The sequence below is a fragment of the Streptomyces sp. NPDC005266 genome (assembly GCF_040607655.1).
Lineage (GTDB): Bacteria > Actinomycetota > Actinomycetes > Streptomycetales > Streptomycetaceae > Streptomyces.
Window position 1 is genome coordinate 85,840 of record NZ_JBEXHC010000013.1, and the last position, 26,542, is coordinate 112,381.

Below are 26,542 nucleotides of genomic sequence, written 5' to 3' on the forward strand. Positions count from 1 at the left end.
GCCACCCGACGGTAGACATGCCCGGCCGATCCTGCCGAGATGCCCCAATTCCCGGGGATAACTCACAGGTTGTGGACAACTCGGCCCTACGGATGGGTGAGACGGATGGGTGAGCCGAGCCGCTGCCCAGCGCTACCGCGGCGAGACCACCGCGCCCAGCAGCCCGGGCCCGGTGTGCGCCCCGATGACCGCGCCCACCTCACTGACGTACAGCTCCCGCAGTCCCGGCACCCGCTCCCGCAGCCGCTCGGCGAGCGCCGTGGCCCGCTCGCCCGCCGCCAGATGCTGCACCGCGATGTCCACCGGGCTTTTTCCGGCCCGCTCGACCACGATCTCTTCGAGCCGGGCGATGGCCTTCGAGGCGGTGCGGACCTTCTCCCGCAGCTCGATCCGTCCCTCGTCGAGCTGGAGCAGCGGTTTGACCGCGAGCGCGGAGCCGAGCAGGGCCTGGGCCGCGCCGATGCGGCCGCCGCGCCGCAGATAGTCGAGGGTGTCGACGTAGAAGTAGGCCGCGGTGCCGTCGGCCCGCTTCCGCGCCGCGGCCACGGCCTCGTCCAGCGCGCCGCCGCCATCCGCGGTCTCGGCCGCCGCCAGGGCGCAGAAGCCGAGCGCCATGGCGACCATTCCGCTGTCGACCACCCGCACCGGTACGGGCGCGTCCTGGGCGGCGAGTACGGCCGCGTCGTAGGTGCCGGAGATCTCGGCCGACAGATGCAGGGAGACGATGCCCGTCGCGCCCTGCGCGGCGGCGGCGCGGTAGGCGGCCGCGAACGTCTCGGGGCTGGGCCGGGAAGTCGTCACCGGCCGGCGCTTCTGCAATGCCTGCGCGAGGGAGCGGGCCGAGATCTCGGTGCCTTCTTCCAGTGCCCGGTCCCCGAGCACCACCGTCAGCGGCACGGAGGTGATGCGGTGCCTTTCCACCGCCTCCTGCGGCAAGTAAGCCGTTGAATCGGTCACGATCGCGACATGGCGGGACATGACAGCGAGATTATCGGGGGAAGCGCCGAGCCGACAGCGCGACCCCACCGGGATGATCAATGGCCGTACCGGTCAGGCCGTGTTCTCGGGGCGGGCGGACTTCTGCCAGGGCTTCTGCCACACATAGCCCTCCGCCCGGGGCGCCGTGCCCAGTGGGGGTGGCTGCGGCGCCGTGCCCCGCGAGGGCGGCTCGGACGTCGCCCCCGGCTCCCGCGGCTCCGACGTCCAGTGCCGCAGCGCCCCCGCCTCCATGTCGATCTCCCGCCCCAGCGCGTCCAGATCGTCCTGCGCGAACCGCTGTGCCCGGTCCCGCGCCGCCCAGCGCAGCGAGTCCGCGGAGTGGGTGATCCGCTGGGTACGCTCCCGGAGCTCGGGGAGGAGGGACCCGAGACGGGCCTTGTCCGGCTCCTGCTCCAGCCGCTTCAGCTCGTCGTCCAGCTCATGGCCGTGTGCGCTCAGCCGCCGGAACAGGCCCAACGACTCCGACAGGGACCGGTCTTGCGGGGCGGCGGCCTGCAGCGCCTGCTCGGTGGCGCGCATCGAGGTGCGCAGGGACAGCCGCAGCTCGGCGAGCTCGCCGGCCGCGCCCGGCTGGGCGAGCTGTCTGGCGCGGAGCCGGGTGTCCTCCACCGTGCGGCGGGCCTGGTGCACCGTGCGGTCGATGCCCCGCTTGGCGGCGCGGACCGTCCGCACGGTCGCGTATACCCCCGCCGTGACGAACAGCAGGAAAAACAGCAACAGGACCCAGAGAGCTTCCATGGGCGCTCCTTCGGGGCGTCGGTCACGGCAGCGGCGCGTCCTCCCACCTTAAACGCACCGGGCGGGCCGGGGGTTCCTGTGAAACCCCCGGCCCGCACGTAGGTGAGATCCCTGATACGACGAACGCGATCGATCAGGCCGGAACGATATTGACCAGCTTCGGCGCCCGCACGATCACCTTGCGGATGTCCGCGCCGTCCAGCGCCGCCACCACCGCCGGGTCGGCCAGCGCCAGCGCCTCCAGCTCCTCGTCCGAGACCGACGGGGCGACCTCCAGCCGCGCCTTGACCTTGCCCTTGATCTGCACCACGCAGGTCACGGTCTCGTCCACGACATACGCCGGGTCGGCGACCGGGAAGGGCTCATGGACGACCGAGGTGGTGTGGCCCAGCTTGTGCCACAGCTCCTCGGCGATGTGCGGGGCCAGCGGCCCGATGAGCAGCACCAGGGCCTCGGCGACCGAGCGGGGCACCTCACGCACCTTGGTGACGTGGTTGTTCAGCTCGGTGATCTTGGCGATGGCGGTGTTGAAGCGCAGGCCCGCCATGTCCTGCCGGACGCCGTCGATGGCCTTGTGCAGGGCGCGCAGCGTGGCCTCGTCGGGCTCCGCGTCGACGACGGTGACCTCACCGGTGTTCTCGTCGACGACATTGCGCCACAGCCGCTGCAGCAGCCGGTACTGGCCGACGACGGCGCGGGTGTCCCAGGGACGCGAGACGTCCAGCGGGCCCATGGCCATCTCGTACAGGCGCAGCGTGTCGGCCCCGTACTCGGTGCAGATCTCGTCCGGCGTGACGGCGTTCTTCAGGGACTTGCCCATCTTGCCCAGCAGCCGGCTGACCTTCTCGCCCTGGTACCAGTACGCCCCGTCGCGCTCCTCGACCTCGGCGGCGGGGACGGCGATGCCGCGGCTGTCCCGGTAGACGTATGCCTGGATCATGCCCTGGTTGTACAGCTTGTGGAACGGCTCGGCCGAGGAGATGTGTCCCAGGTCGAACAGCACCTTGGACCAGAACCGGGCGTACAGCAGATGCAGCACCGCGTGCTCGGCGCCGCCGACGTACAGGTCGACACCGCCGGTGGGGCGGCCCTCGCTCGGCCCCATCCAGTAGCGCTCGGCCTCCGGGTCGACCAGCCGCTCCTCGTTGTGCGGGTCCAGGTAGCGCAGCTCGTACCAGCAGGAGCCGGCCCAGTTGGGCATGGTGTTGGTCTCGCGGCGGAACGGCCGCGGACCGCGCCCGTCGCCCAGGTCCAGCACCACATCGACCCACTCCTCGTTCCGGGACAGCGGGGTCTCCGGGGAGGTGTCGGCGTCGTCGGGGTCGAAGGTGCGCGGCGAGTAATCCTCGACCTCGGGCAGCTCCAGCGGCAGCATCGACTCGGGCAGCGCATGGGCCACGCCGTCCTCGTCGTAGACGATCGGGAAGGGCTCGCCCCAGTAGCGCTGCCGGCTGAACAGCCAGTCGCGCAGCCGGAAGTTGACGGTGCCCTCACCGATGGACCGCTCCTCCAGCCAGGCGGTGACGCGCGCCTTGGCCTCGGTGACTCCCAGCCCGTCCAGCGACACGGAGTCGGACGTCGAGTTGATGATGCGGGCGTCGTACGAGGCGAAGGCGTCGTCCCAGGTGGACGGGTCGGTGCCGCGGTCATCCGACGGCTCGACCACGCAGCGCATGGGCAATTCGAAGGCGCGGGCGAAGGCGAAGTCACGGGTGTCATGCGCCGGAACGGCCATGATCGCGCCGGTGCCGTAGCCCATCAGCACATAGTCGGCGATGAAGACCGGCACCGGCTCCCCGCTGACCGGGTTGATCGCGTACGCGCCGGTGAAGACGCCGGTCTTCTCCTTGACCTCGGCCTGCCGCTCGACGTCCGACTTGACCGCGGCCTGCTTGCGGTAGGCGTCGACGGCCGCGGCCGGGGTGGCGTGGCCGCCGGTCCATGCGTCGTGGGTGCCCTCGGGCCAGGCGGCCGGGACGATTTCGTCCACCAGGCCGTGCTCGGGCGCGAGGACCATATAGGTCGCACCGAACAGGGTGTCCTGGCGGGTGGTGAAGACCGTGATCCTGGCGTCGGGGTGGTCGGCCACGGGGAAGTCCACCCGGGCGCCCTCGCTGCGCCCGATCCAGTTGCGCTGCTGCAGCTTGATGGCCTCGGGCCAGTCCAGCGCGTCCAGGTCCTCCAGCAGCCGGTCGGCGTAGGCGGTGATCCGCATGTTCCACTGGCGCAGCTTGGCCTTGAAGACCGGGAAGTTGCCGCGCTCGGAGCGGCCTTCGGCGGTGACCTCCTCATTGGCCAGCACGGTGCCCAGGCCGGGGCACCAGTTGACCGGCGCGTCCGAGGCGTAGGCCAGGCGGTAGCCGCCCAGGACGTCGGCCCGCTCGGCCTCGGTCAGCTCGCCCCAGGGGCGGCCGTCGGGGGTCGGGCGCTCACCGGAGGCGAACTGCTCGGCCAGGGTCTCGATCGGGCGCGCTTTCTGCGCCGCCGGGTCGTACCAGGAGTTGAAGATCTGCAGGAAGATCCACTGGGTCCACTTGTAGTAGTCCGGCTCGATCGTCGCGAAAGACCGGCGCGGGTCGTGGCCCAGGCCCAGGCGGCGCAGCTGGCGCCGCATGTTCTCGATGTTGGCCTCGGTGCTCACCCGGGGGTGGGTGCCGGTCTGCACGGCGTACTGCTCGGCGGGCAGGCCGAAGGCGTCGAAGCCCAGGGTGTGCAGGACGTTGTGGCCCGTCATGCGGTGGTAGCGGGCGTAGACATCGGTGGCGATATAGCCCAGCGGATGGCCTACGTGCAGTCCCGCACCCGAGGGGTACGGGAACATGTCCATGACGAACTTCTTGGGCCGCGCGACGGCCTCGGGGTCGCCGGCCAGATCGCCGCTCGGGTTGGGCGCGTCGTACGTGCCGTCCGCATCCCAGAAGTCCTGCCATCGGGCTTCGATATCAGCGGCCAGCGCGGCCGTGTAGCGGTGCGGCGCGGCCACCTCGGCTGCGGCATTGGTCTCGCTCATGGTCCTCAAAGCTCCATCGGTCGTCTCTGCCTGCGGTAACGCAACGGATCCCGCTCGCTTCCGAAACAAAAAGGCCCCTCGCACAGGAGGGGACGCCGCGCTGATGCCGACCGGTGATGATCTCGGTCGGCTCAGTCAGCGCGGCCCGCTAAGCAGAAGGCGTACGGCACGCATGGGCCCAGGTTACCGCAGGGCGACAACGGCCCGCACCGTGGTGACCTGTGCCACAGACAACGAGAGACGGGCCGCCCTTTTCGGACGGCCCGTCTCTTCATGGGGTGGAGCTAAGGAGAATTGAACTCCTGACCTCCTGCATGCCATGCAGGCGCTCTACCAACTGAGCTATAGCCCCAGATCTCGCTCCGCTCCGGTTCCCCTCGGCGGCATCGCCTACATTACACGGACGGCCCGGCCTTCCGCCAAATCAATTGTCGCGGGGCGCGGAGCGGAGCCTGTTACGCCGTGGCGAACGAATAGAAACGCTTCAACGTGCAGTGCTCGTCGAGGAGCCGACCGTAGATCGGCTCCCCTTCCAGCTCCCGGTAGGTCTCGATGGGATCGCCCTTGATGATCAATGCCCGGGCGCACTCCGCACACCAGTACTGGTAGTCGGAGTTGAGCGGCTCCATGTCGCGGACGATCGGTGTGCCGCCGCCGCACCAGTCACATTTCCTGCTGTGAGCTCCCATGTCACTCAGCTCCAGCTGTGGCCGCAGGCCGTACACACGTAGGAAACACCGCCGTTGTCGCCGAGGACCTGAGCCACATTGCCGGAGCCGCAGGACGGGCAGGCGACGCCTGCCCGTGCCTCGTCGGACAGGTCCTCGATCGCATCGAGGATGCTGGTCGGCATCCCACCTGCCCTCCCCATCGGACTATCGGGCCCCATCCCCCTCCGGCGGTGCCGATTCTGCCACGGGACGACGCCCAGGTCAGCGGAGATGCCCCAGACGTCTCACCAGACTCAGCAGTGCCCCGCACAACGCGGCCCCGGCCAGTGCGACGCAGGTCACCCACAGGGTGTCCGCGGAGCCACCCGCACCGGGCACCGCATCATCCGCCTTGTTCAAAAACACCGCCCCGAAGACCGCGACGCCGATGAGCAGGCCGAGTTGAGCCGAGGTCACCAGGACCCCGCTGGCGTCCGCCGCGTCCTGCTGCCGCACGGTAGCCAACGTCCGCGTCAGCACGGGGCTGTAGCCCAGGGCGAGGCCCACGCCGACGGCGGCCAGGGCGGCGTAGAGCCATGGCCCGCCATCCGTGCCGTCGCGCAGGGCGAGGCCGACCGCCGCGATCGACACGGCCGCCAGGGTGAAGCCGACCGGTGCGGCGAGGGGCTGCCATCGGGCGGGCAGCCGCTGCCAGTTGAGGCCCACCACGCCGAACGCGACAGCCGTGGGCGCGAAAGTCAGCCCCGCCCGCAGCGTGCTGTAGCCGAGTCCGCCCTGCACATGCAGCGTCATGGCGAACATGAAGCCGGCGTTGGCCGCCATCCCCACCACAGCGCCTGACCGGGGGACGGGACGAAGGGGACACGGGGGACGTGGGGGAGAGATGCTGCGCACCATCCATGACCCGCTGCTCGGCTGCTCCGTGCACGCCCGGCCGCTCTCCGAGATACGGGCGGAAAGAGCGGCGGGGAGGGCCACGAAAAGCAGCGATCCCGCCTCCCTGTGAGGGAGACGGGATCGTGACCGTGGAGCTAAGGAGAATTGAACTCCTGACCTCCTGCATGCCATGCAGGCGCTCTACCAACTGAGCTATAGCCCCGCCGTTCTCCGCGCCGGAGCGCTTCGAACGAGAAGGAGCATAGCCGGTGACCTGCCGGAAAAGGAAATCCGCTCAGTCGTCGTCGCCGAGCACCGGCTCGGGCAGCGACCCGGCGTTGTGCTCGAGCAGCCGCCAGCCCCGTGTGTTCTCCCCCAGCACGGACCAGCAGCAGTTCGACAGACCGCCCAGCGCCTCCCAGGTCCGGGGGTCCAGACCCAGCAGCCGCCCGATGGTGGTGCGGATGGTGCCGCCGTGGCTGACCACCACGAGCGTGCCGCCGTCCGGCAGCTTCTCGGCGCTCTCCAGCACCACCGGGGCCGCCCGGTCGGCTACCTCGGTCTCCAGCTCACCGCCGCCGCGCCGCACCGGCTCGCCGCGCTTCCAGGCCGCGTACTGATCGCCGAATCGCTCCATGATCTCGTCGTGCGTGAGCCCCTGCCACTCGCCCGCGTAGGTCTCCCGCAGCGCCGCGTCATGCATGACCGGCAAGCCCGTGACGCCGGACAGCTCGGCGGCCGTGGCCGCCGCCCGCTTGAGGTCGGAGGCGATGATCGCGTCCGGCTTCAGGCCCGCCAGCAGCCGGGCCGCCCGGTGCGCCTGGGCGACCCCGGTGTCGGTCAGCTCGATGTCCAGGGTGCCCTGGAAGCGGCGCTCGATGTTCCAGGCGGTCTGGCCGTGCCGCCACAGGACTATGCGACGGTCACGGCCGCTCATGGTGCCGTTCAGCTCAGCTCACCGCCCGGGCCGCCGTCCGCCGCCTGCGCATGCTCCTCCGCCTTGCCGCGGGTGGCCTCGGCATCGGCGGGCAGCTTCAACTGCGGGCAGTCCTTCCACAGCCGCTCCAGCGCGTAGAAGACCCGCTCCTCGCTGTGCTGGACGTGCACCACGATGTCCACGTAGTCCAGCAGCACCCAGCGGGCCTCACGGTCGCCCTCGCGGCGCACCGGCTTGGCGCCGAGCTCCTTGTTCAGCCGCTCCTCGATCTCGTCGACGATCGACTTGACCTGGCGGTCGCTGGGGGCCGAGGCCAGCAGAAAGGCGTCGGTGATCGAGAGCACGTCACTGACGTCGTACGCGATGATGTCGTGCGCGAGCTTGTCGGCGGCCGCCTGGGCGGCGGCGTTGATGAGCTCGAGGGAGCGGTCCGTGGCGGTCACAGGAAGGCTTTCGGTCGGTGGTACCTCAAAGGTCTGGCACATCAAGGGTCTCACGCCCCACCGCCGGCCCGGTGGGCCATGGCAGGGGCGGCCGCCCGGGAGCGGCCGCCCGTACCGGTCAGCCCTGGCTGTCGTAGTCCGAGCCGAGCACGACCGTGATGTCCGCGTTGGCCGCGCCCTTGCCCTTCTTGACCGCGCTCGCGGGCAGCCCGAGGGTCTTGGCGACCTCCTTGGCCTGCGCCGCCTGTGCGGCGTCCGCGTAGGTCACCGTGGAGGCCGACCGCGGCGTGCCGCCCGCCTCGGTGGCCGCGACCACCGTGAAACCGCCGTTGACCAGCGCAACCCGTGCCGAGCCCGAGGCGTCCTCCGTGCCTCCGGCATTGCTCACGCTCACCCGCGGCGGGGTGTCCTTGTCGGTGTTCTTGACCGTGCCGCCGAGGATGTCCTTGACCACGTGGTCGGTCGCCTGGGTGCTGAGCGTCCCGTCCGGCTGGACGGGCAGCATCGCGGTGTCGTACTCACCGCTCTTCGCCTGACCGGCCAGCTTCGCCAGCGACGCGCCGAGTTGCTGCTCCGAGAGCGACGGGTCGGGGATCTGGGCCAGCGACTCCACGGTGCTGGTGGCCCCCTTCGTATCGCTGGAGACCTTCCTCAGCGCCGCGTGCATGACCTGCCCGAACCGCGCCAGCTGCTTGGTCTGCGCCTCACCCGGGGCCCGGTAGGTGGCGTACGCCACGGCCGCCTGCCCGCTCAGGATCTGCTCCCTGCCCCGCTTGACCAGCGGGTCCTCGCCCTTCTGGGGGCTGGGGACAGTGGCGTCGGTGTCCAGGGTGATGCCGCCGACCAGCTCGACGAGGTTCTCCAGATACGGCGTGTCCAGCCGCCAGGTGCCCTGGATCTTCGAGCCCAGCAGGGTACTCAGGGAGTCGCGGGTGGAGTCGGAGCCCTCGTCGGTCACCGACTTGCCGAGCGTGGTGGAGGCGCCGTCCTCGGTGGAGACGGCGAGCGAGTTCGGCAGGAGGACAGTGGTGCCCTTCCTGGTGGTCTCGTTGTCCACCAGCAGCGCGGTGGAGGTGCGGCCGCCCTTGGTCTCGCGCAGATGGACCACGATCACATCGCGCTTCTGCGGGCCGCCCGCGGCCGCCTGGTCCGTGCCGTCGCCGGACAACCCCGGGAGCTTGCCCGCGTACCAGAGATAGCCGACGCCGCCCGCCGCGGCGAGGACCAGGACCACGACCAGCGCGACCACGCGGTTGCGGCCCTTGCGCTTGCGCTCGTCACGCCGCTCGGACCGGGTCTCGGCGAACTTCAGCCAGTCGATGACGTCGGAGGACTCCTCGTCGTGCTCCTCGACGAAGGAGAACTGCTCGGTGCGGTAGTCCTCTTCGGGCCCCTTCGGTCCCGTCCGCTCCTGCTGGGGGGCCGCCTCGGCCTCGCCCCGGGGCTGCCGCTGCGGCTCCCGGATCGCCTCGGGGCTCAGCTCCTCGTAGGGGTTCGACTCGCGCTGCGGGGGGACGGTGGGCGCGTAGTCGTAGCCGTAGCCCTGCTGTTGGTGCTGACCGTGCTGCTGTTGCTGCTGTTGCTGCTGACCGTACTGCTGTTGCTGCTGTTGTTGCTGGGCGTAGAGGTCGTACTGCTGCGTCTGAGTGTGCTGCGGCTGTGCGTACGGGTCGTAGCCGTACCCGTCCTGCTGCTGTCCGTACCGCTGCTGCTGTTGCTGCTGCTGCTGCTGTTGCTGTTCGTACGGGTCGTACTGCTGCTGCGCCGCCTGCGGCTGGTAGACCGGCCTTCCATAGGCGTCATAGCCGTAGATCTGCGGCTCCTGGGCATACGGATCCTGAGCGTACGGGTCGTACGAGTCCTGTCCGTCGTTCACCGGGGGTACCCCTTCAGCAGTCGTGCCGGTACAGCTCGCGCTTGTCGATGTAGCGCACCACGCCGTCCGGCACCAGGTACCAGACGGGGTCACCGTGTGCGACCCGCGCCCGGCAGTCCGATGACGAGATCGCCAGCGCGGGTACCTCGACCAGCGACACCCCGCCCTCCGGCAGACCCGGGTCGGCCAGTATGTGCCCGGGCCTGGTCACCCCGATGAAGTGGGCGAGCGAGAAGAGCTCTTCGGCATCGCGCCAGGTGAGGATCTGGGCCAGGGCGTCGGCGCCGGTGATGAAGAACAGATCCGCGTCACCGTTCGACGCGCGCAGCTCCCGGAGCGTGTCGGTGGTGTACGTCGGCCCGGCGCGGTCGATGTCGATACGACTGACCGAGAACTGCGGATTCGACGCGGTCGCGATGACCGTCATCAGATAGCGGTCCTCGGCCGGGGACACCTTCTTGTGGCTCTTCTGCCACGGATGCCCGGTCGGCACGAACACCACCTCGTCCAGGTGGAACTGCGACGCCACCTCGCTCGCCGCGACCAGGTGACCGTGGTGGATCGGGTCGAACGTCCCGCCCATCACACCGAGCCGCCGCTTACCGGACGCCTTCTGCTCTTCCATGCGTGCAGACCCTACTGGGCCCGGCCCGGAGCCGGGACCCATAGAGGCAATCGCCCAGGTCAGCGGTCCCGATTGAAGCGCGTGGTGATCCACAGCAGCAGGAGGAGAATCACCAGGGCCCCGCCACCGGTCATGTAGGGGGTGATGCTCGGGTGGGTGTCGGTGTGCTCTCCGCCCTCGGCCGCGAGCGTGGTCAGGGCATGGGCGGCGGTGGTGTAAGCGCTCATGGCAGGCAGTACCTATCCGGGTCTAGGCGTCGCGTCTCGTCCGCCACATCGTATGCGAGCCGGATTCCGGTGCCGATCTCAGTCCTGGTACCGGCCCCTGTGCCCGTCCTGGGAGTCAGTCCTGGGTTCAGTCCTGCTTGTAGCCCCGCAGCAGGAACCATGCGAGCAGTACGGCTCCCACGACGCCGACGATGATGATCGTGCGCAGCAGCGCGCCCGGTCCGTCGTTCTTCGAGGTGGCGGCGAGGACTTCGGTGAGGCCAGTCATATCGGGCATGTCTCCACGCTAACCCCCCGGGGGTCAGGGCCTAGGCTGGGGTCCGCCGGGGGACGGGGCCCATCCGGGGCAGCTCGGCGAGCGGAGCGACCGATACAAGGGGGCCAGATGAGTGACACTCATGACACCGGCGGCGAGGGCGGAGGTGCCCGGGAGCATCTGCCCGGACGTGCCCGGCGGCGGTTTCCGGGCATCTCCTCCCGCGCGTACGAGCATCCGGCGGACCGCTCCGCGCTGGTCGCACTGCGCAAGCTGACCGGCTTCGACACCGTCTTCAAGGCGATGAGCGGCCTGCTGCCCGAGCGCAGTCTGCGGCTGCTCTATCTGTCCGACTCGGTGCGGGTCAGCGAGCGGCAGTTCGCCCATCTGCACGACATGCTGCGGGACGCCTGCTACATCCTGGACCTGGAGCGGGTCCCGGCCATGTACGTCACCCAGAATCCGCAGCCGAGCGCGATGTGCATCGGCATGGACGCGCCGATCATCGTGGTGAGCACCGGGCTGGTCGAACTGCTCGACGAGGAGGAGATGCGGGCGGTCATCGGCCATGAGGTGGGCCATGCGCTGTCGGGGCACTCCGTCTATCGGACGATACTGCTGTTCCTCACCAATCTCGCGATGAAGGTCGCCTGGATCCCGCTGGGCAATGTGGCGGTGCTGGCCCTGGTGACGGCGTTGCGCGAGTGGTTCCGCAAGTCGGAGCTGTCGGCGGACCGCGCGGGGCTGCTGGTCGGGCAGGATCTGCGGGCCTCGATGCGCGGGCTGATGAAGCTGGCGGGCGGCCATCACCTCCATGAGATGAATGTGGACGCCTTCCTCGAGCAGGCGGAGGAGTACGAGTCCAGCGGCGATCTGCGGGACTCCGTACTCAAGATCATGAACATGCTGCCGCGCAGCCACCCCTTCACCACGGTGCGCGCCGCCGAGCTCAAGAAGTGGGCCGCGACCCGTGACTACCAGCGGCTCATGGACGGGCACTACCCGCGGCGCGACGGGGACAAGGACACCTCGGTCAGCGACTCCTTCCGGGAGTCCGCGAACCACTACGCGGAGTCGGTCCGCAGCAGCAAGGACCCGCTGATGGCGTTCGTACGGGACGTGGCGGGCGGCGCCGGGGACCTGGGCAGCAAGCTCCGGGACCGGTTCACGGGCGGCGGCAGGCCGGGCGGGGAGACATCGGCGGAGACGCCGCCGCGTGACGATGACGCCGAGGGCCGGGAGGGCCCGGAGGGCCGTACTCCGCCCGGGGGCGACGAGCGGGGGGACGACGAGCCCGGAGACACCCCGCCGAAGGGCTGAGGGCCCCGGGCGGGCGTCGGGCTTCCTCGGGCTTCCTCGGGCTTCCTCGGGCTTCCTTCGGGCTTCCTTCGGGCTACCCGTTCATCCGTGGCTGGGTGCCGGGGGCGAGGACGCCGCACAGCGAGACCGTGGTCCGGCCCGTCGCGTACGGGTCGGTACCGGTCGGGGCGTCGTTCTTGGCGGTCTGCCCGGCGAGCAGCGGCCGCAGATAGCCGGAGGAGTTCGAGGCACAGGCCTGCGGGCCCGCCAGCACGGCGCTCTGCACCAGCTCCAGATGGTGGTCGCGCAGATCGTCCCGGTCGAAGCGGAACCGCGTCTCGCGGCGCACGGTGAACAGCGAGGCGTGGTCCGGTCCCCGCTCATGGGCCCGCTGGACGGCATAGACGAAGGTGTGGTCGGCGGTGACCTCCAGCGTCGCGGGGCCGCGCTCGGCGACCGCGAGGGTGCCCTGGACCCGCACCGGGGAGTCGGCGAGCGTCACCTCGGCCGGGTTGAAGCGGGTCAGCCAGCCGACGGCCGCATGCCGACCGTCGTCGACCGGGTGTTCGAAGCTCCGGTCGAACTGGTCCTGCTGGTCCGGATCGAGCAGCAGCCGCACCGCCTGCACCGGGCCGCCGGTCAGCACACCGGGGTCGATGGCGGATCTGAACAGGTACTCCTTGGCCGTGGTGAGCGCCGCCATCACCTGGCTCTCGGAGAAGGTCTGGGTGCGGCGGACGCCGGGCAGGGTGACCCCCTCCGCGCCGGTGCGGAACTCGGCGGCCGGGCTGTTGCGGAACAGCTCCGCCGGCAGCCCGCCGGGCACCTCACCGCGCGGCGCCAGCGGCATCACACTGCTGTGCAGCGGCTCCACCGTCTGCGGCTGAGGGGCCTGATAGGGGTGGCGTACGCCCATGTAGACGGCCGCGGCGAAGGCGACGGCGATCAGCAGGATGAGGACGACGGCCTGGCGTGACGCCCCGGCCCTGGCCCAGGCGTGGCGGCTGCGCACCGCCCGCGCATGGTCGCCCATGCGCTCCTGAGCGGAGAACTCCTGAAGCCGGGCAGCGCGAACGAACGACTCGTCGAAAACGACGGAGCGATATTCGTCCTCACCACCTCCCGGGACGCCTTCGGGTGTCCCCTCGGGAGGGTCTCCACGCCCGGTCATACCTCAAGAGTAGGTCGCCGAGGGCGCCGGTAAACGCGGTGGTACTCCACACCTTGGGACGGCCGCGGGAGGAAACGCCGCACCGGGCACGGCATGCCGGCGCGCATCGGGCCGGCCGCGGTCACGGCGACCGTGGGACGACGGAAGCGCGCGGTGCGCCGGACTCCGCCGACGTCGAGGCCGGTGGATCGCCCGGCCGCCGCCCGGCGGGCGAGCCGTCGACACCGGTGGTGGCGGGCGGCGGGGCGGGCTCCTGGCGGTTGCCCGAGGCGCCCCGGTAGACGGCGGTGAAGGCCAGCGCGACCACCCCGATGCCCATCAGAACGGCCAGCAGCCAGGCCACCGGGCGGTGCCAGCGGGCATGGCCGCGATAGGGCCGCCCGGCGCTGCCGTAGCGCCCATAGGGGCCGTAGACGCCGTCCGGGTCCCGGCCGGGGCCGAAGCGCCCGTCCAAATCCGTGTCGTCGTAGCCGTACGGGCCGTCTGCGAAGTCGAGGTCACCGTCCGGGCCGTAACCGTCCTCGAACAGCTCGTCCTCGGGGGGTACGCCGGCGGTGCGGCGCCGTGACGCCTCAGCCTCCGCGCGGGCCTCGGCGGCGGCCAGCATCCGCTCGATGGCGGTGGGCTCATGGATCGCGGCCGCCCGTACGAAGTCCTCGTCGAAGACCACGGTGGCGAACTCGTCGTTCGCCTCCCCGTGGCCGCGGTCGTCGGGCTCGTCGCCGTCCGGGAACGGCTTGCCCCCCACGTCGTCCGGCACCCATTCAGAGTAGACCGGACGGGTCAATTTGGGCAGGGCGAAATGGTATTCGGGGGAAGATCCGCCCCCGGACCGCCGGGAATCGGCTATCCCCCGAACGGGTGAGTCAGCGGGTGTGGCCGTCGCCGGTGACGATGTACTTCGTCGATGTGAGCTCGGGCAGGCCCATGGGGCCGCGGGCGTGCAGCTTCTGGGTGGAGATGCCGATCTCGGCGCCGAAGCCGAACTGGCCGCCGTCGGTGAACCGCGTGGAGGCGTTCACGGCGACCGTCGTGGAGTCCACCAGCCGGCTGAACCGGCGGGCGGCCGCCTGGGAGCTTGTGACGATGGCCTCGGTGTGCCCGGAGGACCACAGGCGGATGTGCGACACCGCCGCGTCCAGCGAGTCCACTACGGCCGCCGCGATGTCGTACGACAGGTACTCGGTCTCCCAGTCCTCCACGGTCGCCGGGACCACCGTGGCCTTCGAGCCCTCGGCGTGGGCCCGGACACGCTCGTCGGCGTGGACCGTGACCCCGGCCGCGGCCAGCGCGTCCAGCGCGCGCGGCAGGAACTCCGCGGCGATGTCCTGGTGCACCAGCAGCGTCTCCGCCGCGTTGCACACGCTGGGCCGCTGGGCCTTGGAGTTCACCAGGATCTCGACCGCCATGTCGAGGTCGGCCTGGGCGTCCACGTACACATGGCAGTTGCCGGTGCCGGTCTCGATGACCGGGACCGTGGACTCCTCCACGACGGTACGGATCAGGGCGGCGCCACCGCGCGGAATGAGCACGTCCACCAGGCCCCGGGCGCGCATCAGTTCCCGCACCGACTCGCGGCTCTCCCCCGGCACCAGCTGCACGGCGTCCGCGGGCAGCCCGGCCCCGCCGACGGCGTCCCGAAGGACCTTCACCAGCGCGCAGTTGGAGTGGTACGCGGACGAGGAGCCGCGCAGGAGTACGGCGTTGCCGGACTTCAGGCAGAGCGCGGCGGCGTCCACCGTGACATTGGGCCGGGCCTCGTAGATGATCCCGACGACGCCGAGCGGAACCCGCACCTGCCGCAGATCGATCCCGTTGGGCAGCGTCGAGCCGCGCACCACCTCGCCGACCGGGTCGGGCAGCGCGATCACGTCCCGGACGTCGGAGGCGATCGCCCGCACCCGCTCGGGGGTGAGCGTCAGCCGGTCGATGATGGCCTCACTGGTGCCGGCCTCGCGGGCCCGCTCCACATCGACCGCGTTGGCCTCGACGATCTCCTTGGTGCGCACCTCCAGCGCATCGGCCATCGCCAGCAGCGCATCGTCCTTGACGGCACGCGGCAGCGGGGCGAGATCGGCGGCCGCGGCGCGGGACCGGTAGGCGGCCTGGAGGACCGGGGACTTCGGCCAGGGGTCGGTGAGCGGCGAGGTGGGTGCGCTGGTCATGCGGGCAGCCTACTGAGCCGGGGGCCGGAACCCCCTCGCAATTCCGCTCTTCGAGATGGCATTCTCACCTGGCGGTGGCGCACACCCGTCCTCAGAACGGGTGCACGCCCACCGGGGACGCCGGCGGCGGCCCGTACCCCTCCGCGATGCGCTGGTGATACGTCTCACGGTCGATGACCTCAAGCCCCACGATCTCCCACGGCGGCAGCTTGGCCGTCGCCCGGTGCTCACCCCACAACCGCAGCGCGACCGCCGCCGCGTCATGCAGATCACGGGCCTCTTCCCAGTAGCGGATCTCGGCGTGATCGTTGGCATAGCGGCTGGTCAGCAGGAAGGGATGGTCATGGGCCAGCTGCTCCAGGCCCCGCCGGACCTCCCGCAGCGGCGCCTCGGTCCCCGAGACGCTGAGGGTGATGTGCCACAGCCGGGACGCCTCGCCGCGCACGGCGCCGTGCGCCACGGCGTCGCCGACTCCGGAGTCACCCGCTCCGACACTGGTCAGGGTGCGCTCCGCCGCCCCTCTGGGCGGCGCCCCCGGGCGCCCTCGTCTCACCGGCGGCCTCCTGTAGCTCGCTGCTCCGCTCACGCGCGGGCGGACCGTTTCGGGGCGGTGCCGGGGGCCGCGGCTCCCGCGCCGGGCCCGCCCTCCGCACCGCGGGACCGCTGCCCGCGCGACCCCGTTGAACAAAGTTGACCAGTCCGCGCCCGGTCGCGTGGCGGTTTTGGGGTTTTTCGGGGCCGGGGACACACCCAGGACCTCGTCGGCGCCCCATCTCCTCACATGGGACGGTGCAGCACCACGAGGTCGTCCCGGTGCACGACCTCCCGCTCGTAGGCGGGGCCGAGCTCGCGGGCCAGATCGCGGGTCGACCGGCCGATCAGCCGTGGGATCTCCCTGGCGTCGAAGTTGACCAGCCCGCGCGCCACCGCGCGGCCCTCGGTGTCCCGCAGCTCGACCGGATCCCCGGCGGTGAACTCACCCTCCACGGCGGCGATCCCGGCCGGCAGCAGCGAGGTGCGGCGCTCCACGACGGCCCGTACCGCCCCGTCGTCCAGGGTGAGCGCGCCGCGCGGCGCGGAGGCGTGCGCCAGCCACAGCAGCCGGTCCGCGGAGCGGCGGCCGGTGCGGTGGAAGAAGGTGCCGGTGGGGCGGCCGAGCAGGGCGTCACCGGCCCGGCTGGCCGAGGTGAGCACCACCGGGACCCCGGCCGCGGCGGCGATCCGGGCCGCCTCGACCTTGGTGACCATGCCGCCGGTGCCGACCCCGGAGCGGCCCGCGCTGCCGATCGAGACGCCGTCCAGGTCCTTGGGGCCCCTGACCTCCTCGATCCGGGAGGTGCCGGGGGTCCTGGGGTCACCGTCGTAGAGACCGTCCACATCGGAGAGGAGCACCAGCAGATCCGCCCGGACGAGATGGGCGACCAGGGCCGCGAGCCGGTCGTTGTCGCCGAACCGGATCTCGTCCGTGGCCACCGTGTCGTTCTCGTTGACGATCGGCAGGGCGCCCATGGCCAGCAGCTGGTCCAGCGTGCGGGTGGCGTTGCGGTAGTGGGCGCGGCGGCTGGTGTCGTCGGTGGTCAGCAACACCTGGCCGACCCGGCGCCCGTAGCGTGCGAAGGAGGCGGTGTAGCGAGCCACCAGCAGCCCCTGCCCGACGCTGGCGGCGGCCTGCTGGCGGGCCAGGTCGCGGGGGCGCCGTTCGAGGCCCAGGGGCGCCAGCCCGGCGGCGATGGCGCCGGAGGAGACGAGGACTATCTCCTTGCCTTCCCCGCCGGCCTCACCGGGCCCGTCGAGGACCTTGGCGAGTACGTCGACCAGCGCGTCGACGCGGTCCGCGTCCAGGCCTCCCGCCGCGGTGGTGAGGGAGGACGAGCCGATCTTGACCACGATCCTGCGGGCGGCGGCCACCTCGTCCCGTACCGCCGACCCGTCCTGCTGCGCCACGCCGCTCCTTCTGCTCGTTCCCGGTTCGGCACTCGCCCCGATGACCCGAATGACCCGAATGACCCGAATGACCCGATGAGACGTGTGCCCTACACACACATCATGACAAGGGGGCAATCTACGGCAGACAGGGCCTCGCCCGCCTCGGTATTCCACCCCCCGGACACGGCCGCGGACACCCGTGCGAGATATCCTTTGGGGCCGTTTCCCACCGGTTGGCACCAGCGCGGATTGTCACCGGGCCGGGCCTCGGCATACGGTCAGGGGTCCCCCTTTAGTCCATCGCTCTCCTGCCAGGAGCCCTCCCCGTGCCCTCTGCCGGAATCGCCCCACGCCGGGTCGTACAGCTGACGGCGCTGCTCGCGATGCTCGTGTTCTTCACCACACAGCTCGTCGGTGCCGTGCTTCCGAACGTACCGCTCCTCATCGCCGCCTCGGCATGTGGTCTCGCGCTCGACCTCTACCTCCAGCACAAGCAACCAGGGCTGCTGTCGCTGCTGGGCAAGGTCCGCCTCGACGTCACGGTGCGCCAGCTGTTCCGCGACATGCTCATCATGGTCGGGCTGCTGAGAATCGAGGGCATCAATCCCCTGCACGAGCAGGCGCCGCTGACCGTCGGGCTGGCCCTCTTCTATGTGATGCACTTCGCCTGCCAGGCGGTGGCCATACTCGTCCGCCGCAGCCGGCAGCTGCCGTTCGTCACGCGCAACATCGACGCGTCCGCGCTGCGGCTGTCCGACGCCCCGCCGCGGATCTTCGCCCGCCAGCACGGGCGCCGGCTGCTGCGCCTCGCCGCACCGGTCACCGCCGGTCTGCTGGTCACCGCCGCCACCAAGGACGGTCTGTGGGGCGGCATCGGCCTCGCCGTCGCGCTGCTGATCGCCATCGGCGGCGCCGTCCACCTGGGCACCTGGCTGCTGCCGCGCAAGCGCGTGGTGACCGAGGCCAAGGCCCTGGAATGGCTCGACGCGTGGCTGGCCGAGTACCAGCCGACCGTGGGCATGTACTTCTCCGGCGGCAGCTCCTCCGCCTACCAGGCGAACATGTGGCTCTCCACGCTCGCCGCGCTCGACGGCAAGCCGATCATCGTGCTCCGTGAGCGCTTCATGGTGCAGAAGATCGAGGCGACCGATGTGCCGATCCTGTGCCTCCCCAAGGTCGCGCATCTGATGCGCATCGAGCACTCGACGCTCAAGATGCTGCTGCACCCGGCCAACTCCGGCAAGACCTCGCAGGTGCTGCGCATCCCCTCGATCAAGCACGCCTTCACCAACCACGGCGAGAGCGACAAGCTCTCCAGCTGCAACCCGTACGCCAAGGCGTACGACGAGGTGTGGGTCGCGGGCCCGGCCGCGCGCGAGCGCTACCAGCTCGCCGACATCGGCGTCGAGGACAAGGACGTCGTCGAGGTCGGCCGCCCTCAGCTGGCCCCCGTCCGGCCCTACGCGGGCGTACCCACCGGCGAGTTCACCGCCGTGCTGTACGCGCCGACCTGGGAGGGCTGGGACGGCAACCCCGGCAACACCTCGGTCATCCTGGCCGGCGAGAACATCGTCCGCGAGCTGCTGGCCGACCCCAAGGTGCGGCTGCTGTACAAGCCGCACCCGATGACCGGCTCCGTCGACCCGCGCGCGGGCCAGGCCAACGACCGCATCAAGGCGATGATCGCCGAGGCGAACAGCAAGCGGTCCGGCGACCGTCCGGGTCCGGAGGCCGCCGCCGAGCTGGCCAAGCGTGCCGATGAACTCAACCGCCTCACCAGCACCGCCTTCCGCCCCAGCGCCGACGAGATCGAGCGCATGAAGATCCAGGGCGTCCCGGAGGAGAACCGCGCGGCGACCGTCGCCGCGGCCACCGCCGCCTGGGAGAGCGCCTTCTGGGCCTCGCTGCCGGTGTGGGAGCACCAGATCATCACCGGCCCGCGCCCGGCGATCTTCACCTGCTTCAACCAGGCGGACGTGCTGATCAGCGATGTCTCCAGCGTGGTGTCGGACTACCTGACGAGCGAGAAGCCGTACGCCGTGGCGAACACCAGCGGTCTGTCGGAGCAGGAGTTCCGGGCCGGGTTCCCGACGGTGCGCGCCGCCACGATCCTCACCCCGGACGCCAAGGGCGTCGCCGGACTGCTCGAAGCGGTCCGGCACCCCGAGAAGGACACCCTCGCCGCCGCCCGCGCGGAGCTGAAGGTCCACCTCCTCGGCCCGTCCGACCCGCCGTCCCTGGTGCGCTTCAACCAGGCCGCGCAGAACCTGTGCACCAAGGCCGACGAGCGCCGGGCCCGGATGGCCACGCGGCTGTCCGACGAGATCCCCTCCCAGCGGGAGGCCCGGGACGCGGCGGAGGAGATGGAGATGGAGCCCGGCTCCTCGGACTCGGAGGAGACGGCGACGGTCTGAGCCACCGAAAGCCGCCCACAGCAGCGCGAAGGGCCCGGGAGCTTCCTCCCGGGCCCTTCGCCGTGCCGACGGCCCCTACGGCATGCCGGCGGCCCCTACGGCGCGAGCACGGCCCCCGAGCCCGCCACGGCCCCACGGGACCCGCGTCGCCCGGCCCTGGACGCCCTCCGGGCGTGTCCTCAATCGCCGGACGGGCTGGAATGCCTAAGCGGTTACGGCGAAGTCAGGTGCTGATCCTTCTCGGCGTCCAAGCCCTCGGCCAGGCCGAACGGCGAGGGATCAGCGGCGAACTTCACCGCATCCGCTTAGAAGGGCTTGAACTCGTCGTACTCCGCATCCGCCTCGTCCCGCTCCGCCTCACGCTCACGACGGCGCTGAGCGGCCGGACGCGGGGCCTCGAAGCGGTGGTCCTCGCCTCGGCGGCCCAGCATCTCCGCGCCCGCGGAGATCGTCGGCTCCCAGTCGAAGACGACCGCGTCTTCCTCGGGGCCGATGACGACCTCGTCGCCCGCGCGGGCGCCTGCCTTCGTCAGCTCGGCCTCCACGCCGAGGCGGCCCAGGCGGTCGGCGAGGTAGCCGACGGCCTCGTCGTTGGCGAAGTCGGTCTGGCGGACCCAGCGTTCGGGCTTCTCGCCCAGCACCCGGTAGAAGCCCTCCTCGGCGATGACCTTGAAGCCGGCGTCGTCCACGGCCTTCGGCCGGATGACGATCCGGGTCGCCTCCTCCTTCGGCTTCGCGGCCCGGGCATCGGCGACGATCTTGGCCAGGGCGAACGACAGCTCCTTGAGCCCGAGATGGGCGACCGCCGAGACCTCGAAGACCTGGTAGCCGCGGGCCTCGAGGTCGGGCCGGATGATGTCGGCGAGGTCCTTGCCGTCGGGGACGTCGACCTTGTTGAGCACCACGAGCCGAGGCCGGTCCTCCAGACCGCCGTACTCGGCAAGCTCCGCCTCGATGACGTCGAGGTCGGTCAGCGGGTCGCGCTCGGACTCCAGAGCTGCCGTGTCCAGCACATGCACCAGCACCGAGCAGCGCTCGACATGGCGCAGGAACTCCAGGCCGAGGCCCTTGCCCTGGCTGGCGCCGGGGATCAGACCGGGGACGTCCGCGATGGTGTAGACGGTCGAACCGGCGGTGACCACACCCAGGTTGGGCACCAGCGTGGTGAAGGGGTAGTCGGCGATCTTCGGCTTGGCGGCCGAGAGCACCGAGATCAGCGAGGACTTGCCGGCGCTCGGGTAGCCGACGAGGGCCACGTCCGCGACGGTCTTGAGCTCAAGGATCACATCGCCGGCCTGGCCCGGCTCGCCCAGCAGCGCGAAGCCGGGGGCCTTGCGGCGGGCCGAGGCGAGGGCGGCGTTACCAAGGCCGCCGCGGCCGCCCTGGGCAGCGATGTAGGTGGTGCCCTCGCCGATCAGGTCGGCGAGCACATTGCCCTGCTTGTCGAGGACGACGGTGCCGTCCGGGACCGGCAGGACCAGATCCGTACCGTCCTTGCCGGAGCGGTTGCCGCCCTCGCCGGGCTTGCCGTTGGTGGCCTTGCGGTGGGGGCTGTGGTGGTACTCGAGCAGTGTGGTGACCGACTGGTCGACGACCAGGATCACATCGCCGCCGCGGCCGCCGTTGCCGCCGTCCGGGCCGCCGAGCGGTTTGAACTTCTCGCGGTGCACGGAGGCGCAGCCGTGGCCTCCGTTACCCGCGGCGACATGCAGCTCGACGCGGTCCACGAAGGTGGTCATGACGGGTGCCTCCAGATACATACGGGATGGGTGGTGTCGTGACGAGCGCCCCTGGCACTCGTAACGCGCAGAGGGCGGACCCGCTTCCCCGTCATGGGAAAGAGCGGTCCGCCCTCGGAAGGTGTGCGGTATCGCGCCGGGCTGATTACTCAGCGACCGGGACGATGTTCACGACCTTGCGGCCACGGTGGGTGCCGAACTGCACCGCACCGGCGGCCAGCGCGAACAGCGTGTCGTCGCCGCCGCGGCCGACGCCCGCGCCCGGGTGGAAGTGCGTGCCGCGCTGGCGGACCAGGATCTCACCCGCGTTGACGCTCTGACCGCCGAAGCGCTTGACGCCGAGCCGCTGGGCGTTGGAGTCGCGACCGTTCCGAGTGGACGATGCGCCCTTCTTGTGTGCCATGTCTCCTCAGTCCCTTACTTCGCAGCCGAGTCGATGCCGGTGATCTTCAGCGCGGTGTGCAGCTGGCGGTGGCCGATCCGCTTCCGGTAACCGGTCTTGTTCTTGTACTTCAGGATGTCGATCTTGGCACCCTTGTGGTGGTCGACAACCTCGGCGTGAACCCTCACGCCGGCCAGGACCCACGGGTCGCTGGTGACGGCATCGCCGTCGACAACGAGCAGAGTCGAGAGCTCGACGGTGTCGCCGACCTTGCTGGTGCCAATCCGGTCGACCTCGATGACATCGCCCACGGCAACCTTCTGCTGGCGGCCGCCGGTGCGCACGATTGCGTACACGCGGTTCTCACTCTCTCGCTAGTAAATGGGACCTCTGATGCCAGCCGCTCACACGGCCCATAGGGCCATGGTCACCGAGTGACTCCTCGCGGTTCACCGTCGGCGAGCGGCCTCTCCCGGTGGACCGGGAGGGATCTGCTCAGGGGTTTGGCGTACAGACGCCGAGGGTCAAGGCTACCAGAGCCCGGAGGGCCGCCTCCCCACGTGGGGAGGCGGCCCTCCGGGCCGGGTGCCGTCAGTCGTCGGCGGATGCCGAGACCGACTGCGGCGTCTGCTGGTCCGCCGCCGCGGTCTTCTTCGACGTCGACTTCGAAGCCGCCTTCTTGGTGGTGGTCTTCTTCGCCGTCGCCTTCTTGGCCGCGGTCTTCTTCGCGGCCGTCTTCTTGGCCGGGGCCTTCTTGGCGGCCGTCTTCTTCGCCGGGGCCTTCTTGGCGGCCTTACGGGCCGTCTTCCTGGCCTCGCCCTCGCCGTCGGTGGACGCGGCCTCGGGCGCCGCCTCGGGCGCCGCCTCCGGCTCCCGCGGCTCCTGCGGCTCCTGCGGCTTCGAGTCGGCGGCAGGGGCGCTGACGACCACCACGGCCGCCTCCTCGGAGCCCGTGGGCGAGCCCGCCGGGGCGGTCGCCTTACGGGTGGCACGACGGCGCGCCCGCGGCGCGGGAGCGGCCGGGGCCTCGGCGGCCTCGGGCGCGGTGGGCTCTGCGGCCGGGGCAGACACCTCGACGGTGGCCTGCGGTTCCGGCTGAGGCTGGGGCGCCTCCTTCGGCTCCACGACGACCACGGCCTCCGTCTGCTCGGCGGCCTTCGGCGCGCCCGCCGGGGCGGACACCTTCCGGGTCGCCCTGCGGCGCGAACGCCCGCGGCTCGCGGCGGCCTCGGCCTCCGCGGCGCTGCTGTACAGCTCCTCGTCGGGCGCGAAGGCCGGCCCGGGCAGCGCAGTCGGCTCCGCGATCTCCGCGGCGACCTCGGCGGCGACCTCGGCCGCCGTCTCGGCCGCGGTCACGGAGACGACAGTCGGCTCCGGCTCGGGCGCCTGCTGGCCGCCCGCCGCGGCCTTCTTCTTCTTCCGCTTGCCGCCACCGCCGCCGACCGCGGACGGCTGGTCCATGTGGACGATCACGCCGCGGCCGCTGCAGTGCACACAGGACTCGGAGAAGGACTCCAGCAGCCCCTGGCCGACCCGCTTACGGGTCATCTGCACCAGGCCCAGCGAGGTGACCTCCGCCACCTGGTGCTTCGTACGGTCCCGGCCCAGGCACTCGAGCAGCCGGCGCAGCACCAGATCCCGGTTGGACTCGAGCACCATGTCGATGAAGTCGATCACGATGATGCCGCCGAGGTCGCGCAGCCGCAGCTGGCGCACGATCTCCTCGGCCGCCTCCAGGTTGTTCCTGGTGACCGTCTCCTCCAGGTTGCCGCCCTGGCCGGTGAACTTGCCGGTGTTGACGTCGACCACGACCATCGCCTCGGTCCGGTCGATCACCAGCGAGCCGCCGCTGGGCAGCCAGACCTTGCGGTCCAGCGCCTTCATCAGCTGCTCGTCGATCCGGTACGTGGCGAAGACATCGACGTCCGACGTCCACTTCTGCAGCCGGTCGGAGAGGTCGGGCGCGACGTGCGAGACATAGCCGTGGATGGTCTCCCAGGCGTCCTCACCGCTCACGATGACCTTGGAGAAGTCCTCGTTGAAGATGTCGCGGACGACCCGGACGGTCATGTCCGGCTCACCGTAGAGCAGCGACGGGGCGTTGCCGCTCTTGGCCTTCTTCTTGATCTCTTCCCACTGCTGCTGGAGCCGTGCGACGTCGCGGGCCAGCTCCTCCTCGCTCGCGCCCTCCGCGGCGGTACGGACGATCACGCCCGCGTCCTCGGGGACGATCTTCTTGAGGATCTGCTTCAGCCGCGCCCGCTCGGTGTCGGGCAGCTTGCGGCTGATCCCGGTCATCGAGCCCTCGGGCACGTACACCAGATAGCGGCCGGGGAGGGAGACCTGGCTGGTCAGCCGGGCGCCCTTGTGCCCGATCGGGTCCTTGGTGACCTGGACGAGGACGGACTGCCCGGACTTCAGGGCGGTCTCGATACGGCGCGGCCCGTTCGCGAGCCCCAGCGCGTCGAAGTTGACCTCACCCGCGTACAGCACGGCGTTACGGCCCTTGCCGATGTCGACGAAGGCGGCCTCCATCGACGGCAGCACGTTCTGGACCTTGCCCAGGTAGACGTTGCCGACGTAGCTGGTCGACTGCTCCTTGTTGACGAAGTGCTCGACGAGGACGTTGTCCTCCAGCACGCCGATCTGGGTGCGCTCGCCGCTCTGCCGGACGACCATCACCCGCTCGACCGCCTCGCGGCGGGCCAGGAACTCGGCCTCGGTGATGATCGGCACCCGGCGGCGGCCCTGCTCGCGGCCCTCGCGGCGGCGCTGCTTCTTCGCCTCCAGACGCGTCGACCCCTTGATCGACTGCACCTCGTCGGCGCCGGTACCGGGCTCGGCTTCCTTCCCGCGCCGCTCACGCGGCTCGCGGACCTTGACGACCGTGCGCTCCGGGTCGTCACCGCCCGCCTCGACCTCGCCGGCGTCCCCGCTGCGACGGCGGCGGCGACGGCGGCGACGGCTGCTGCTGGAGCCGCCACCGGTGGTCTCACCGGCCTCGGCGTCCTCCTCGTCCGCGGCCGCGCCCGGCTCTTCGGCGCCCTCGCCCGCGGCGCGGGACTCCTCCTCGTACCGCTCCTCGGTGTCGCCCTCGGCGCCCTCGGCCTCGGCCGCCTCGCCCCGGCGGCGACGGCGCCCGCCACGGCGACGGCGGCGGGACGGGCGGTCGCCCGACTCCTCGTCGCCGTGCTCGCCCTCGGCCTCCGCCTGCTGGGCCTCGGCCTGCTGGGCCTCGGCCTGCTGGACCTCCGCCTCCGCGGGCTCGGCGGCCTCGGTGGTCTCCTCGGCCTCCGCCCGCTCCTCGGCGGGCTCGCCACGGCGGCGGCGCCGACGGCGGCCGGTGGCGGGCTCGGCCGGCGCGGCGGGCTCGGCGGGCTCGGGAGCCTCGGCGGTCTGCTCTTCTTCTTCCTCGGCCTCGCCCAGGGCGGCGGCGGCCTCGGCGGCGGCGCTCTCCGGGGTCTGGAACACCGGCTCGGTGAACACCGGCGCCTGGAAGACAGCCGTCGGCGGCCGTACGGCCCTGCGGCGCGAACGGGGCGCGGGCTCCGGCTCCTGCTCGGCCTCGGCGGCCTGGGCCTGCGTGGTCCGCGGCTCCGGCTCGCCCTGCGCATCGGCGGCGGGCGCCGTACCACGGGTCGCACGGCGGCGGGTTCGACCGCGCGGCGCCTCCTCGGCCTCCGCTGCGGCGGGCTCTTCGGCGGTGGGCTCCTCGGTGGCCTCGGCCTCCGAGGGCGTCCCGGCGGGGGCGGTCGACTTACGGGTCGCACGGCGACGCGTACGGGCAGGCGCGGCGGGGACGGTCTCGGCCTCGGCGGTCTCCTCCGCCGACTGCACCGGCTCCGCCGTCTCGGCGGTCTCCGGCTCACCGGCCGGGGCGGTCGCCTTACGGCCGGCACGGCGGCGGGTACGGGCGCGTGGAGCCTCGTCGGCCGGGGCGTCGGCTGCGACTGCTGCTGGGGCGGTGGCCTCGTCACCACTGTCGCCAGCGGCCGCCGCAGACGACGCGTCCGCGCCGGCGGCCTCGGTCTGGGGGGCGCCCGCAGGGGCGGACGCCTTACGGGTGGAACGGCGCCGCGTACGAGCGGGCGGCGCGGACTCGGCGGCGGGCTCCTCAGCGGCCTTGGCGGGCTCCTCCGCCGGCACCACCGTCTCGGCGGCTTCCGGCGCACCGGCCGGGGCGGTGGCCTTACGGGTGGCTCGGCGCCGGGGGCGGGCCGACGGCGCGGGCTCGGCGGCGGGCTCCTGAGGGGCCTCACCGGCGGCTGCGGCCCTGGCGGGCTCCTCCACCGGCACCACGGTCTCGGCGGTCTCCGGCGCACCGGCCGGGGCGGTCGCCTTGCGGGCCACCCGACGGCGCGTACGGGCGGGCGGAGCGGCGGAATCCGTGCCAGGGTCGGCCTCGGCCCCACTCGCGGCCACGGCGGCACCGGCGGCGACGGCCCCGGCCCCACCGGTCTGATCAGCCGGTATGGCCGGTACGGCGGGCGCGGTCACCTCGGCGCCGCCCACCACGCCGACCGGCGGGCCGGCCGGCCGGGAGGCCGCACGGCGGCGGCGCGCCGGCAAGGTGTCGCTGGGTGTGCTCTCGATGGAATCCCCGGGAACGGCGGCGCGTGGCGCGCCTCCCAGGGGCTGGACAGGCTGGGTCGGCTCAATTGGCTCGAGCATGCGGGCGTTTCTCCCGTCACGCTCCCGGGCGCCGCGCCTGGTTCCGGCCGGCCACCCGCGCTATGCGCGTGTGCCGCCGTCCGGGGCGCGGGCGCCGCACGGGAGCTGTTGTCTCGC

General features: G+C 71.6%; 23 protein-coding genes and 2 tRNA genes. 2 read left to right on the forward strand and 23 right to left on the reverse strand.

Annotated features, from left to right (window positions below; translation table 11 throughout):
* Positions 1-132 precede the first annotated feature (132 nt).
* From ABZU99_RS22700 to ABZU99_RS22765, 14 genes are all read right to left on the reverse strand, one after another.
* Positions 133-978, reverse strand: coding sequence for a DegV family protein (locus tag ABZU99_RS22700; protein WP_355944017.1), 846 nt, complete (start codon positions 976-978; stop codon positions 133-135).
* A gap of 72 nt (positions 979-1,050) precedes the next feature.
* Positions 1,051-1,737: a hypothetical protein gene (locus ABZU99_RS22705; protein WP_355944019.1), complete on the reverse strand. Its 687-nt coding sequence runs from the start codon at positions 1,735-1,737 to the stop codon at positions 1,051-1,053.
* A gap of 133 nt (positions 1,738-1,870) precedes the next feature.
* Positions 1,871-4,747 carry a leucine--tRNA ligase gene (gene leuS, locus ABZU99_RS22710; protein ID WP_355944021.1) on the reverse strand — a complete coding sequence of 959 codons (2,877 nt, stop codon included), beginning with the start codon at positions 4,745-4,747 and terminating at the stop codon, positions 1,871-1,873.
* A 279-nt stretch (positions 4,748-5,026) separates the two neighbouring features.
* Positions 5,027-5,099, reverse strand: a tRNA-Ala gene (locus tag ABZU99_RS22715).
* A gap of 103 nt (positions 5,100-5,202) precedes the next feature.
* A complete protein-coding gene (locus tag ABZU99_RS22720; protein WP_355944023.1) occupies positions 5,203-5,436 on the reverse strand; it encodes a hypothetical protein in 234 nt (77 codons plus the stop codon).
* A gap of 5 nt (positions 5,437-5,441) precedes the next feature.
* On the reverse strand, positions 5,442-5,600 hold the full coding sequence (locus tag ABZU99_RS22725) for a hypothetical protein (protein ID WP_355944024.1): 159 nt from the start codon (positions 5,598-5,600) through the stop codon (positions 5,442-5,444).
* 79 nt (positions 5,601-5,679) lie between these two features.
* Complete coding sequence (locus ABZU99_RS22730; protein WP_356046330.1) at positions 5,680-6,486, reverse strand: MFS transporter; 807 nt, start codon at positions 6,484-6,486, stop codon at positions 5,680-5,682.
* Positions 6,445-6,517, reverse strand: a tRNA-Ala gene (locus ABZU99_RS22735). Before ABZU99_RS22735 ends, ABZU99_RS22730 begins: the two co-directional genes overlap by 42 nt.
* 72 nt (positions 6,518-6,589) lie before the next feature.
* Positions 6,590-7,231 carry a histidine phosphatase family protein gene (locus ABZU99_RS22740; RefSeq protein ID WP_355944028.1) on the reverse strand — a complete coding sequence of 214 codons (642 nt, stop codon included), beginning with the start codon at positions 7,229-7,231 and terminating at the stop codon, positions 6,590-6,592.
* A gap of 8 nt (positions 7,232-7,239) precedes the next feature.
* Positions 7,240-7,674 carry a ribosome silencing factor gene (gene rsfS / locus ABZU99_RS22745; RefSeq protein ID WP_355944030.1) on the reverse strand — a complete coding sequence of 145 codons (435 nt, stop codon included), beginning with the start codon at positions 7,672-7,674 and terminating at the stop codon, positions 7,240-7,242.
* Between the two features lie 118 nt (positions 7,675-7,792).
* Positions 7,793-9,550 carry an LCP family protein gene (locus ABZU99_RS22750; RefSeq protein WP_355944032.1) on the reverse strand — a complete coding sequence of 586 codons (1,758 nt, stop codon included), beginning with the start codon at positions 9,548-9,550 and terminating at the stop codon, positions 7,793-7,795.
* Between the two features lie 13 nt (positions 9,551-9,563).
* Positions 9,564-10,175: a nicotinate-nucleotide adenylyltransferase gene (gene nadD / locus ABZU99_RS22755; RefSeq protein WP_355944034.1), complete on the reverse strand. Its 612-nt coding sequence runs from the start codon at positions 10,173-10,175 to the stop codon at positions 9,564-9,566.
* Positions 10,176-10,234: 59 nt separating this feature from the next.
* Complete coding sequence (locus ABZU99_RS22760) at positions 10,235-10,402, reverse strand: hypothetical protein (RefSeq protein ID WP_355944036.1); 168 nt, start codon at positions 10,400-10,402, stop codon at positions 10,235-10,237.
* A 127-nt stretch (positions 10,403-10,529) separates the two neighbouring features.
* Positions 10,530-10,679 (reverse strand): hypothetical protein, encoded by a 150-nt coding sequence (locus tag ABZU99_RS22765; RefSeq protein ID WP_355944095.1) that lies wholly within the window; start codon positions 10,677-10,679, stop codon positions 10,530-10,532.
* 108 nt (positions 10,680-10,787) lie between these two features.
* Here ABZU99_RS22765 and ABZU99_RS22770 point away from each other — a divergent pair, with 108 nt between their 5' ends.
* Positions 10,788-11,978, forward strand: a complete 1,191-nt coding sequence (locus ABZU99_RS22770; RefSeq protein WP_355944038.1) for a M48 family metallopeptidase — start codon at positions 10,788-10,790, stop codon at positions 11,976-11,978.
* A 73-nt stretch (positions 11,979-12,051) separates the two neighbouring features.
* Here the strand turns inward: ABZU99_RS22770 and ABZU99_RS22775 are convergent, their stop codons facing one another.
* The 5 genes from ABZU99_RS22775 to proB all read right to left on the reverse strand — a co-directional run bounded on the left by ABZU99_RS22775 (position 12,052) and on the right by proB (position 17,201).
* Complete coding sequence (locus ABZU99_RS22775) at positions 12,052-13,128, reverse strand: hypothetical protein (RefSeq protein WP_355944040.1); 1,077 nt, start codon at positions 13,126-13,128, stop codon at positions 12,052-12,054.
* A gap of 121 nt (positions 13,129-13,249) precedes the next feature.
* Entirely contained in the window at positions 13,250-13,888 is a 639-nt protein-coding gene (locus ABZU99_RS22780; protein WP_355944042.1) for a hypothetical protein, read from the reverse strand.
* Between the two features lie 106 nt (positions 13,889-13,994).
* On the reverse strand, positions 13,995-15,293 hold the full coding sequence (locus ABZU99_RS22785) for a glutamate-5-semialdehyde dehydrogenase (protein ID WP_355944044.1): 1,299 nt from the start codon (positions 15,291-15,293) through the stop codon (positions 13,995-13,997).
* A 91-nt stretch (positions 15,294-15,384) separates the two neighbouring features.
* On the reverse strand, positions 15,385-15,846 hold the full coding sequence (locus ABZU99_RS22790) for a hypothetical protein (protein ID WP_355944046.1): 462 nt from the start codon (positions 15,844-15,846) through the stop codon (positions 15,385-15,387).
* A gap of 224 nt (positions 15,847-16,070) precedes the next feature.
* Positions 16,071-17,201, reverse strand: coding sequence for a glutamate 5-kinase (gene proB, locus ABZU99_RS22795; RefSeq protein ID WP_355944091.1), 1,131 nt, complete (start codon positions 17,199-17,201; stop codon positions 16,071-16,073).
* A 344-nt stretch (positions 17,202-17,545) separates the two neighbouring features.
* Here proB and ABZU99_RS22800 point away from each other — a divergent pair, with 344 nt between their 5' ends.
* Complete coding sequence (locus tag ABZU99_RS22800; protein WP_355944047.1) at positions 17,546-19,633, forward strand: hypothetical protein; 2,088 nt, start codon at positions 17,546-17,548, stop codon at positions 19,631-19,633.
* A gap of 305 nt (positions 19,634-19,938) precedes the next feature.
* On the opposite strand, the gene obgE is transcribed toward ABZU99_RS22800, so the two are convergent.
* From obgE to ABZU99_RS22820, 4 genes are all read right to left on the reverse strand, one after another.
* Positions 19,939-21,372: a GTPase ObgE gene (obgE, locus tag ABZU99_RS22805; RefSeq protein ID WP_355944049.1), complete on the reverse strand. Its 1,434-nt coding sequence runs from the start codon at positions 21,370-21,372 to the stop codon at positions 19,939-19,941.
* A 145-nt stretch (positions 21,373-21,517) separates the two neighbouring features.
* Positions 21,518-21,775: a 50S ribosomal protein L27 gene (gene rpmA, locus ABZU99_RS22810; protein WP_355944051.1), complete on the reverse strand. Its 258-nt coding sequence runs from the start codon at positions 21,773-21,775 to the stop codon at positions 21,518-21,520.
* 14 nt (positions 21,776-21,789) lie between these two features.
* Positions 21,790-22,110: a 50S ribosomal protein L21 gene (gene rplU / locus ABZU99_RS22815; RefSeq protein ID WP_355944053.1), complete on the reverse strand. Its 321-nt coding sequence runs from the start codon at positions 22,108-22,110 to the stop codon at positions 21,790-21,792.
* Positions 22,111-22,345: 235 nt separating this feature from the next.
* A complete protein-coding gene (locus ABZU99_RS22820) occupies positions 22,346-26,425 on the reverse strand; it encodes an Rne/Rng family ribonuclease (RefSeq protein ID WP_356046300.1) in 4,080 nt (1,359 codons plus the stop codon).
* Between the last annotated feature and the right edge of the window lie 117 nt (positions 26,426-26,542).

What these genes read in the sequence shown, in the direction of transcription:
- leuS (WP_355944021.1), bottom strand. Translation starts at nt 4,747, where the DNA reads ATGAGCGAGACCAATGCCGCAGCCGAGGTGGCCGCGCCGCACCGCTAC.
- ABZU99_RS22705 (WP_355944019.1), bottom strand. Translation starts at nt 1,737, where the DNA reads ATGGAAGCTCTCTGGGTCCTGTTGCTGTTTTTCCTGCTGTTCGTCACG.
- ABZU99_RS22765 (WP_355944095.1), bottom strand. Translation starts at nt 10,679, where the DNA reads ATGCCCGATATGACTGGCCTCACCGAAGTCCTCGCCGCCACCTCGAAG.
- ABZU99_RS22760 (WP_355944036.1), bottom strand. Translation starts at nt 10,402, where the DNA reads ATGAGCGCTTACACCACCGCCGCCCATGCCCTGACCACGCTCGCGGCC.
- nadD (WP_355944034.1), bottom strand. Translation starts at nt 10,175, where the DNA reads ATGGAAGAGCAGAAGGCGTCCGGTAAGCGGCGGCTCGGTGTGATGGGC.
- ABZU99_RS22740 (WP_355944028.1), bottom strand. Translation starts at nt 7,231, where the DNA reads ATGAGCGGCCGTGACCGTCGCATAGTCCTGTGGCGGCACGGCCAGACC.
- ABZU99_RS22700 (WP_355944017.1), bottom strand. Translation starts at nt 978, where the DNA reads ATGTCCCGCCATGTCGCGATCGTGACCGATTCAACGGCTTACTTGCCG.
- ABZU99_RS22730 (WP_356046330.1), bottom strand. Translation starts at nt 6,486, where the DNA reads ATGGCATGCAGGAGGTCAGGAGTTCAATTCTCCTTAGCTCCACGGTCA.
- ABZU99_RS22725 (WP_355944024.1), bottom strand. Translation starts at nt 5,600, where the DNA reads ATGCCGACCAGCATCCTCGATGCGATCGAGGACCTGTCCGACGAGGCA.
- obgE (WP_355944049.1), bottom strand. Translation starts at nt 21,372, where the DNA reads ATGACCACCTTCGTGGACCGCGTCGAGCTGCATGTCGCCGCGGGTAAC.
- ABZU99_RS22785 (WP_355944044.1), bottom strand. Translation starts at nt 15,293, where the DNA reads ATGACCAGCGCACCCACCTCGCCGCTCACCGACCCCTGGCCGAAGTCC.
- rpmA (WP_355944051.1), bottom strand. Translation starts at nt 21,775, where the DNA reads ATGGCACACAAGAAGGGCGCATCGTCCACTCGGAACGGTCGCGACTCC.
- ABZU99_RS22770 (WP_355944038.1), top strand. Translation starts at nt 10,788, where the DNA reads ATGAGTGACACTCATGACACCGGCGGCGAGGGCGGAGGTGCCCGGGAG.
- ABZU99_RS22775 (WP_355944040.1), bottom strand. Translation starts at nt 13,128, where the DNA reads ATGACCGGGCGTGGAGACCCTCCCGAGGGGACACCCGAAGGCGTCCCG.
- ABZU99_RS22820 (WP_356046300.1), bottom strand. Translation starts at nt 26,425, where the DNA reads ATGCTCGAGCCAATTGAGCCGACCCAGCCTGTCCAGCCCCTGGGAGGC.
- ABZU99_RS22720 (WP_355944023.1), bottom strand. Translation starts at nt 5,436, where the DNA reads ATGGGAGCTCACAGCAGGAAATGTGACTGGTGCGGCGGCGGCACACCG.